Origin of the sequence: Pseudomonas sp. PS02290, from assembly GCF_029960075.1 — a bacterium.
GTDB lineage: Bacteria > Pseudomonadota > Gammaproteobacteria > Pseudomonadales > Pseudomonadaceae > Aquipseudomonas.
On record NZ_JASCOY010000166.1, the window covers coordinates 1 to 6,016 of the forward strand.

Genomic DNA, 6,016 nt, shown 5'->3' on the forward strand with positions numbered 1-6,016 from the left:
CAATGTTCTCCGTGGCCCGCTTCCGGCCGCGCACGAACTTGCTGTTATTCACCACCGCGAGGCGCAGGGTGACGGTGGCCACCCGCTCGGCGGCGGGCGGCTCTGCCGGCGACGCGGCCGAAGGCTGCTGGTCGCGTGACCTGGCGCTCTTCTGGTACGCGCCGATCTCGACACCACGGTGGCGCAGGTAGCTGTACAGCGTGCTCTTGGAGATGTGCAGCTTCTCGCCGATCGCGCTGACGCTCAGGCGACCTTCGCGGTAGAGGGTTTCGGCCGCCATGGCGGTGGCCTCAGCCTTGGCTGGCAGGCCCTTGGGACGGCCACCGATCCGGCCACGCGCCCGTGCGGCCGACAGACCCGCCTGAGTCCGCTCGCGGATCAGCTCGCGCTCGAACTCCGCCAGCGAGGCGAACAGGTTGAACACCAGGCGGCCTTGGGCGTGGGTGGTGTCGATGGGGTCATTCAGGCTCTGTAAGCCGACCTTGCGCTCTGCCAGCTCGCCGACCAACTCGACCAGGTGCTTGAGGGAACGCCCAAGGCGATCCAGCTTCCAGATCACCACGGCATCACCCGGCCGCACGTTGGCCAGCAGTTTGTCCAACTCCGGCCGGGCGCTTTTCGCGCCGCTGGCGATGTCTTGGTAGATGCGTTCGCACCCGGCCTGTTTCAGGGCATCGACTTGTAGGTCGGCTTTCTGATCCCGAGTGCTCACTCGCGCATAACCGATCTTCATCAAAAGTACTGTTTACTCGACTACGTTAGTAATAGTTGAACTTTGATTAAGCGTACCAGTTATTTGAACCGTAGCGCGGGGAGCTTAACGAACCGAGCCATTCCTCGATAGAGTTCGGCAAAACCTTCGTTTTGTCGAACCATTGCATCGCCCTTTGTGATTGGCGTATAAACACACAAACACCTATTAGCGGAGAACGCTATGAATACCATTCGCTGGAATGTCGCCGTCTCGGCCGACACCGACCAGTCGCTTCGGATGTTTCTGGCCAGCCAGGGCGGCGGCCGTAAGGGCGACCTGTCGCGCTTCATCGAAGAAGCGGTACGGGCACACATCCTGGAGCTGAGCGCTGAGCAGGCCAAGGCCGCTAACGCCCATCTGAGTGAGGCAGAATTGACCAACGCGGTTGACGAAGCGCTCGACTGGGCACGTAAGCGCTGATGCGGGTCGTGTTGGATACCAACATCCTGTTCAGCGCCCTGATCTCGCCACATGGCGCGCCCGATGCGATCTACCGTGCCTGGCGGGCGGCGCGTTTCGAGGTGGTGACCTCGCGGATGCAACTCGATGAAATTCGTCGAGCCAGCCGCTATCCCAAGCTTCAGGCCATCCTACAGCCCGCCAAGGTGGGCGCCATGATCAATAACCTGCAACGGGCTGTGGTACTGGAGCGCCTGACCATCGAGGTCGAAGCCGATGATCCGGATGACTCGTTTTTGCTGGCCATGGCCTTGGCGGGCGATGCGGACTACCTGATAACCGGTGATCGCCGCGCCGGCCTGCTGCAACGCGGGCACATCGAACGCACGCGGATCGTCACGCCCGCCGTGTTCTGCGTCGAGGTGCTGTGATCAATGCCGGTCGGTTTTCTGACTCAAGAGCAACGCGACGGTTTTGGCCGCTATGTTGATTCGCCCAGCCGTGAAGAGCTGGAACGTTACTTCCACCTGAGCGATGAAGACCGTGAAGCCATCCAGGTGCTGCGGGGTAACCATAACCGTCTGGGTTATGCCGTTCTGCTGACCACCGTCCGCTTCGTTGGCGTTCTGCCGGACAAGCCCGCCGCCGTGCCGGTGGAAGTCCTGCAGGTGCTTTGCCGACAACTGGCGATTCCAGACCCCGACTGCCTCCAGCGCTATAGCGATCATCGCCGCTGGATACATGCCACCGATATTCAGAACCGCTTTGGCTATCGTCATTTCACCGATCCGGGCATCGGCTTTCGCTTGAGCCGCTGGCTGTATGCCCTCTGCTGGACGGGCACCGACCGGCCGGGAGTGCTGTTTGAGCGAGCCACCTCGTGGCTGTTCACACAGAAAGTCCTCCTGCCTGGTGTGTCTCAACTAGAGCGCTTTATCGCCCAGTTGCGCAGTCGGGTCGAAGAACGCCTCTGGTTTACGCTGGGCCGCAGCGTGACTGAGGAACAGCGATTGCAACTGCAAGACTTGCTGACGGTGGCCGAAGGCAACCGCAGCTCCCGGCTGGATCAATTGCGCTCCGGCCCGGTCATGGTCAGTGGCCCCGCGTTGATTCGGGCACTGCGCCGGCTCGATGACGTGCGCGGCATCGGCATCACCTTGCCGGCGGCGGCGCACATCCCTCCCAGCCGTATCGCCGCCCTGGCCCGCTTCGCCAACACGGCCAAGGTCACCGCGATTAATCGGCTGCCGGCGTCGCGGCGGATGGCGACACTGGTGGCCTTCGCACTCTGCCTGGAGGCGACTGCGCACGACGACGCACTGGAAGTCCTGGAGGCCTTGCTGCGCGACCTGTTCAGCAACGCGGAGAAGGCCGACAAGAAAGCCCGCATGCGCAGCCTGAAAGACCTGGATCGGTCGGCCGCGACGCTCGCCGCCGCGTGCAAGGTCGTGCTGGACAGCTCGATCAGCGATGACAACGTGCGCGCCCGGCTGTTCAACGACCTGCCGAGGACCACCCTGGAAAAGGCCCTGGAAGAGGTCAACGCGCTGATCCGCCCGGTAGATGACGTCTATTTTCTTGCATTGGAAGCGCGCTACCGCAGCGTGCGCCGCTTCCTGCCCGACCTGCTCAAGCACATCCGCTTCGGCTTCAGCCCGGCCGGCAAGGGCGTGGCGGCTAGTCTGGAGTGGCTGCAACTGAACCTGCCGCGCCGGAAGCCAGAGGATGACGCGCCGCAGGAGATCGTGGCCAAGGCTTGGCAGAAGCACATCACCCGCGAAGATGGCTCCCTCGACATGGGTGCCTATGTGTTCTGCACGCTCGATGCGCTGCGCACGGCCCTGCGCCGCCGCGATGTCTTCGTCTCGCCCAGTTGGCGCTATGCCGACCCGCGTCTTGGCCTGCTCGACGGTGCCGAATGGCTGGCGGCGCGACCGATCATCTGCCGGTCACTGGGCCTGACCATCGACGCCAAAACCACCCTGGACGCCTTGTCCGTCGAGCTGGATGCAACCTGGCTGGCAGTAGCCGCGCGCCTGCCCGACAACCCGGCGATTCAACTGAGCGAGAACACCGAGGGCAAGACCGAACTGTCGCTCGGGGCGCTGGACAAGCTGGACGAGCCCTGCTCGTTGCTGCAACTGCGGGCGGCCGTGTCTGACCTGATGCCGCGTGTCGATCTGCCGGAAATCCTCTTGGAAATCGCCGCCCGCACTGGCTTTTCCGAGGCCTTCACCCATGTCTCCGAACGCAATGCACGCGCCGACAACCTGGTCACCAGCCTCTGCGCGGTGCTGTTGGGCGGGGCCTGCAACACCGGCCTGGAGCCCTTGATCCGCACCGACAACCCGGCGCTGCGCCGTGACCGGCTGTCCTGGGTCAGCCAGAATTATATCCGCGACGACACCCTGTCAGCGGCTAACGCCATCCTGGTCGGAGCGCAAAGCCAACTGGAACTGGCCCAAGTCTGGGGTGGCGGCGAGGTCGCCTCCGCCGATGGCATGCGCTTCGTCGTACCGGTGCGCACCGTGCATGCCGGCCCCAATCCGAAGTATTTCGGCACCGGCCGGGGTGTCACCTGGTACAACCTGATTTCCGACCAATTCTCCGGCCTCAACGCCATCACCGTGCCCGGCACGCTGCGCGACAGCCTGGTGTTGCTGGCGGTCGTGCTGGAACAGCAGACCGAGTTGCAGCCGACGCAAATCATGACCGACACCGGGGCCTACAGCGATGTGGTGTTCGGGCTCTTCCGCCTACTTGGCTACCACTTCAGTCCGCGGCTGGCCGATGTCGGCGGTACCCGCTTCTGGCGCACGCGCCCGGACGCGGACTACGGCAAGCTCAACGGGCTGGCCCGCCAGTCGGTCAAACTCGACCTGATCGCCGAGCACTGGGACGACCTGCTGCGCCTGGCCGGCTCGCTCAAACTCGGCCGGGTGCCGGCGACTGGCATCATGCGCACGCTGCAAACGGGAGATAGACCCACCCGGCTGGCCCAGGCGCTGGCCGAATTCGGGCGGATCGAAAAGACTCTGCACACGTTGACCTATATCGACGACGAGTCCAAGCGCCGCGCCACCCTGACCCAGTTGAACCGAGGCGAAGGCCGGCACAGCCTGGCCCGCGCCGTGTTCCACGGCAAACGCGGCGAGCTCCGCCAGCGCTACCGCGAAGGCCAGGAAGACCAGCTCGGTGCTCTGGGCCTGGTGGTGAACATCATCGTGCTGTGGAACACCCTCTACATGACGGCGGCCGTGGAACGGCTCAAGCAGCACGGCTATCCAGTGCTGGAAGAGGATTTGGCCCGGCTATCGCCGCTGATCTACGAGCACATCAACATGCTCGGGCGGTATTCCTTTGCGGTACCGGAAGAAGTTGCGCGCGGCGAGCTGCGGCCACTGCGTAATCCAGACGACGACCTGTGATCCCCCTAAACGCTATGAGCAACACCCAAGCTGCTGCTGGATCGGCGGGCACTTCACCGAGCCGAACGAACAGAAAACGCAGCAATCCCCTGGGTTGGGGCGCAGCAGCGCCTTGCAGTTGCTGCACTCGTAATAGAACTGGCAGGCGTCCGTGGGCATGGTTTCCGGCTTGGCGAAGCCGCAGCGCGGGCAAGTCAGCACGGACTCAAGGACAATGGCGCTCATCGTGACCTCACTTCTGCACTGTGGAGGGGTATCCCGCGTTCGCGGTCGCCTCAGTCAGTGCCTCGGGCTGGGCCTTATCGGGATCGTAGGTGACGGTCGCCGTCTTCTGGTCGAAATTGACCTGGACGTCACTCACGCCGGACACCTTCTCCAGCGACTTCTTGACCGTGATCGGACAGAGTCCGCACGTCATGTTCTGCACGTCGAGCGTGACGGTTTTCGGGGGAGCCGCCAGCGCCACGAAGGGCAAGGCGAAAAGCACGGCGATCAGCAGTTTGCGCATGGTTAATCTCCTTCAGTAGAACAGCGGGGCGAGCCACGGCACGGCCAATAGGCCGAGCAGCAGCACGCTGACGATCCAGAACACGAGTCGCTGTCGCACGAGCGTGCGCGGATCGGCGCAGGGTGTACCTGGCGTACAAACCTGTGGCACCAGGTAGAGCTTGCGGAATGCCAATCCCAGGAACAGTAGAGTCAACCCGATGAAGAGGGGGCGTAGTGGCTCCATCATGGTCAGAGCGCCCACCCACGTACCGCCGACACCGAGTGCCAACAGCACCAGTGGCCCGACACAGCACACCGACGCACCGATGGCGGTCAGCGAACTCGCGACCAGCGAGCCTTTCCCGGTGAGTTGCATCCCCATTCCCATCTCCTGAGCCTGATTGCCTAGGTGCTATTCTAAACTCCGTACCAAAGTACGGAATCAAGGAGAAAGTGATGGCCACAGAGCTGACCATTGGCAAGCTGGCAGACGCCGCCGGGGTGAACGTCGAGACGATCCGCTACTACCAGCGACGCGGGCTGCTGGATGAACCAGCCAAACCCTTGGGTGGCCATCGGCGCTATCCGGTGGACATGGTGAAGCGACTGCGTTTCATCAAGCGGGCTCAGGCGCTGGGTTTCACGCTCTCGGAAGTCGGTGGACTGCTGACGCTGGATGAGTCGTGCGCCTGTGCCGAAACGCGAGCACGGGCTGCACGCAAGCTCGCGTTGATCGAGCAGAAGATGGCCGACTTGGTCGTCATGCAGCAACTGTTAGGCGAACTGGTGCAGCAATGTGATGCGGGAGACGGCGGAACGATCTGCCCGATCATCGAGGCACTGATCAGAGAGTAATGCCTGGCGGGTGAGCTGGAGATCGGAAAGCCCCTTTACGGTGGGATTCAGAGCTTACGTTGGTTTTTGGTTCCATTGCTCCCCAAACCCC

At 63.1% G+C, this 6,016-nt stretch carries 8 protein-coding genes; 4 read left to right on the forward strand and 4 right to left on the reverse strand.

Going from position 1 to position 6,016, the window contains the following annotated elements:
* On the reverse strand, window positions 1–733 hold a 733-nt coding region (locus QMX88_RS28365), incomplete at its 3' end, for a recombinase family protein (protein ID WP_110765504.1).
* A 201-nt stretch (window positions 734–934) separates the two neighbouring features.
* On the opposite strand from QMX88_RS28365, the gene QMX88_RS28370 reads away from it, so the two are divergent.
* From QMX88_RS28370 to QMX88_RS28380, 3 genes are read left to right on the forward strand one after another with little or no spacing between them, the layout of a single operon-like run.
* Window positions 935–1,174: a ribbon-helix-helix domain-containing protein gene (locus QMX88_RS28370; RefSeq protein ID WP_003089107.1), complete on the forward strand. Its 240-nt coding sequence runs from the start codon at window positions 935–937 to the stop codon at window positions 1,172–1,174.
* Window positions 1,174–1,584: a putative toxin-antitoxin system toxin component, PIN family gene (locus QMX88_RS28375; protein ID WP_003463562.1), complete on the forward strand. Its 411-nt coding sequence runs from the start codon at window positions 1,174–1,176 to the stop codon at window positions 1,582–1,584. Before QMX88_RS28370 ends, QMX88_RS28375 begins: the two co-directional genes overlap by 1 nt.
* 3 nt (window positions 1,585–1,587) lie before the next feature.
* Window positions 1,588–4,581, forward strand: a complete 2,994-nt coding sequence (locus QMX88_RS28380) for a Tn3 family transposase (protein WP_003299771.1) — start codon at window positions 1,588–1,590, stop codon at window positions 4,579–4,581.
* Between the two features lie 12 nt (window positions 4,582–4,593).
* Here QMX88_RS28380 and QMX88_RS28385 read toward each other — a convergent pair whose 3' ends face one another.
* The 3 genes from QMX88_RS28385 to QMX88_RS28395 are packed head-to-tail and all read right to left on the reverse strand — an operon-like array spanning window position 4,594 to window position 5,452.
* Window positions 4,594–4,806, reverse strand: a complete 213-nt coding sequence (locus QMX88_RS28385) for a GDCCVxC domain-containing (seleno)protein (RefSeq protein ID WP_003089113.1) — start codon at window positions 4,804–4,806, stop codon at window positions 4,594–4,596.
* Between the two features lie 7 nt (window positions 4,807–4,813).
* Window positions 4,814–5,089 (reverse strand): mercury resistance system periplasmic binding protein MerP, encoded by a 276-nt coding sequence (gene merP / locus QMX88_RS28390; RefSeq protein ID WP_003150552.1) that lies wholly within the window; start codon window positions 5,087–5,089, stop codon window positions 4,814–4,816.
* A gap of 12 nt (window positions 5,090–5,101) precedes the next feature.
* Window positions 5,102–5,452: a mercuric transporter MerT family protein gene (locus QMX88_RS28395; protein WP_003089115.1), complete on the reverse strand. Its 351-nt coding sequence runs from the start codon at window positions 5,450–5,452 to the stop codon at window positions 5,102–5,104.
* A 74-nt stretch (window positions 5,453–5,526) separates the two neighbouring features.
* Here QMX88_RS28395 and merR point away from each other — a divergent pair, with 74 nt between their 5' ends.
* Window positions 5,527–5,925: an Hg(II)-responsive transcriptional regulator gene (gene merR / locus QMX88_RS28400; protein WP_003089120.1), complete on the forward strand. Its 399-nt coding sequence runs from the start codon at window positions 5,527–5,529 to the stop codon at window positions 5,923–5,925.
* Window positions 5,926–6,016: the final 91 nt, after the last annotated feature.

What these genes read in the sequence shown, in the direction of transcription:
- merP (WP_003150552.1), bottom strand. Translation starts at nt 5,089, where the DNA reads ATGCGCAAACTGCTGATCGCCGTGCTTTTCGCCTTGCCCTTCGTGGCG.
- QMX88_RS28380 (WP_003299771.1), top strand. Translation starts at nt 1,588, where the DNA reads ATGCCGGTCGGTTTTCTGACTCAAGAGCAACGCGACGGTTTTGGCCGC.
- QMX88_RS28370 (WP_003089107.1), top strand. Translation starts at nt 935, where the DNA reads ATGAATACCATTCGCTGGAATGTCGCCGTCTCGGCCGACACCGACCAG.
- QMX88_RS28395 (WP_003089115.1), bottom strand. Translation starts at nt 5,452, where the DNA reads ATGGGGATGCAACTCACCGGGAAAGGCTCGCTGGTCGCGAGTTCGCTG.
- QMX88_RS28385 (WP_003089113.1), bottom strand. Translation starts at nt 4,806, where the DNA reads ATGAGCGCCATTGTCCTTGAGTCCGTGCTGACTTGCCCGCGCTGCGGC.
- QMX88_RS28375 (WP_003463562.1), top strand. Translation starts at nt 1,174, where the DNA reads ATGCGGGTCGTGTTGGATACCAACATCCTGTTCAGCGCCCTGATCTCG.
- merR (WP_003089120.1), top strand. Translation starts at nt 5,527, where the DNA reads ATGGCCACAGAGCTGACCATTGGCAAGCTGGCAGACGCCGCCGGGGTG.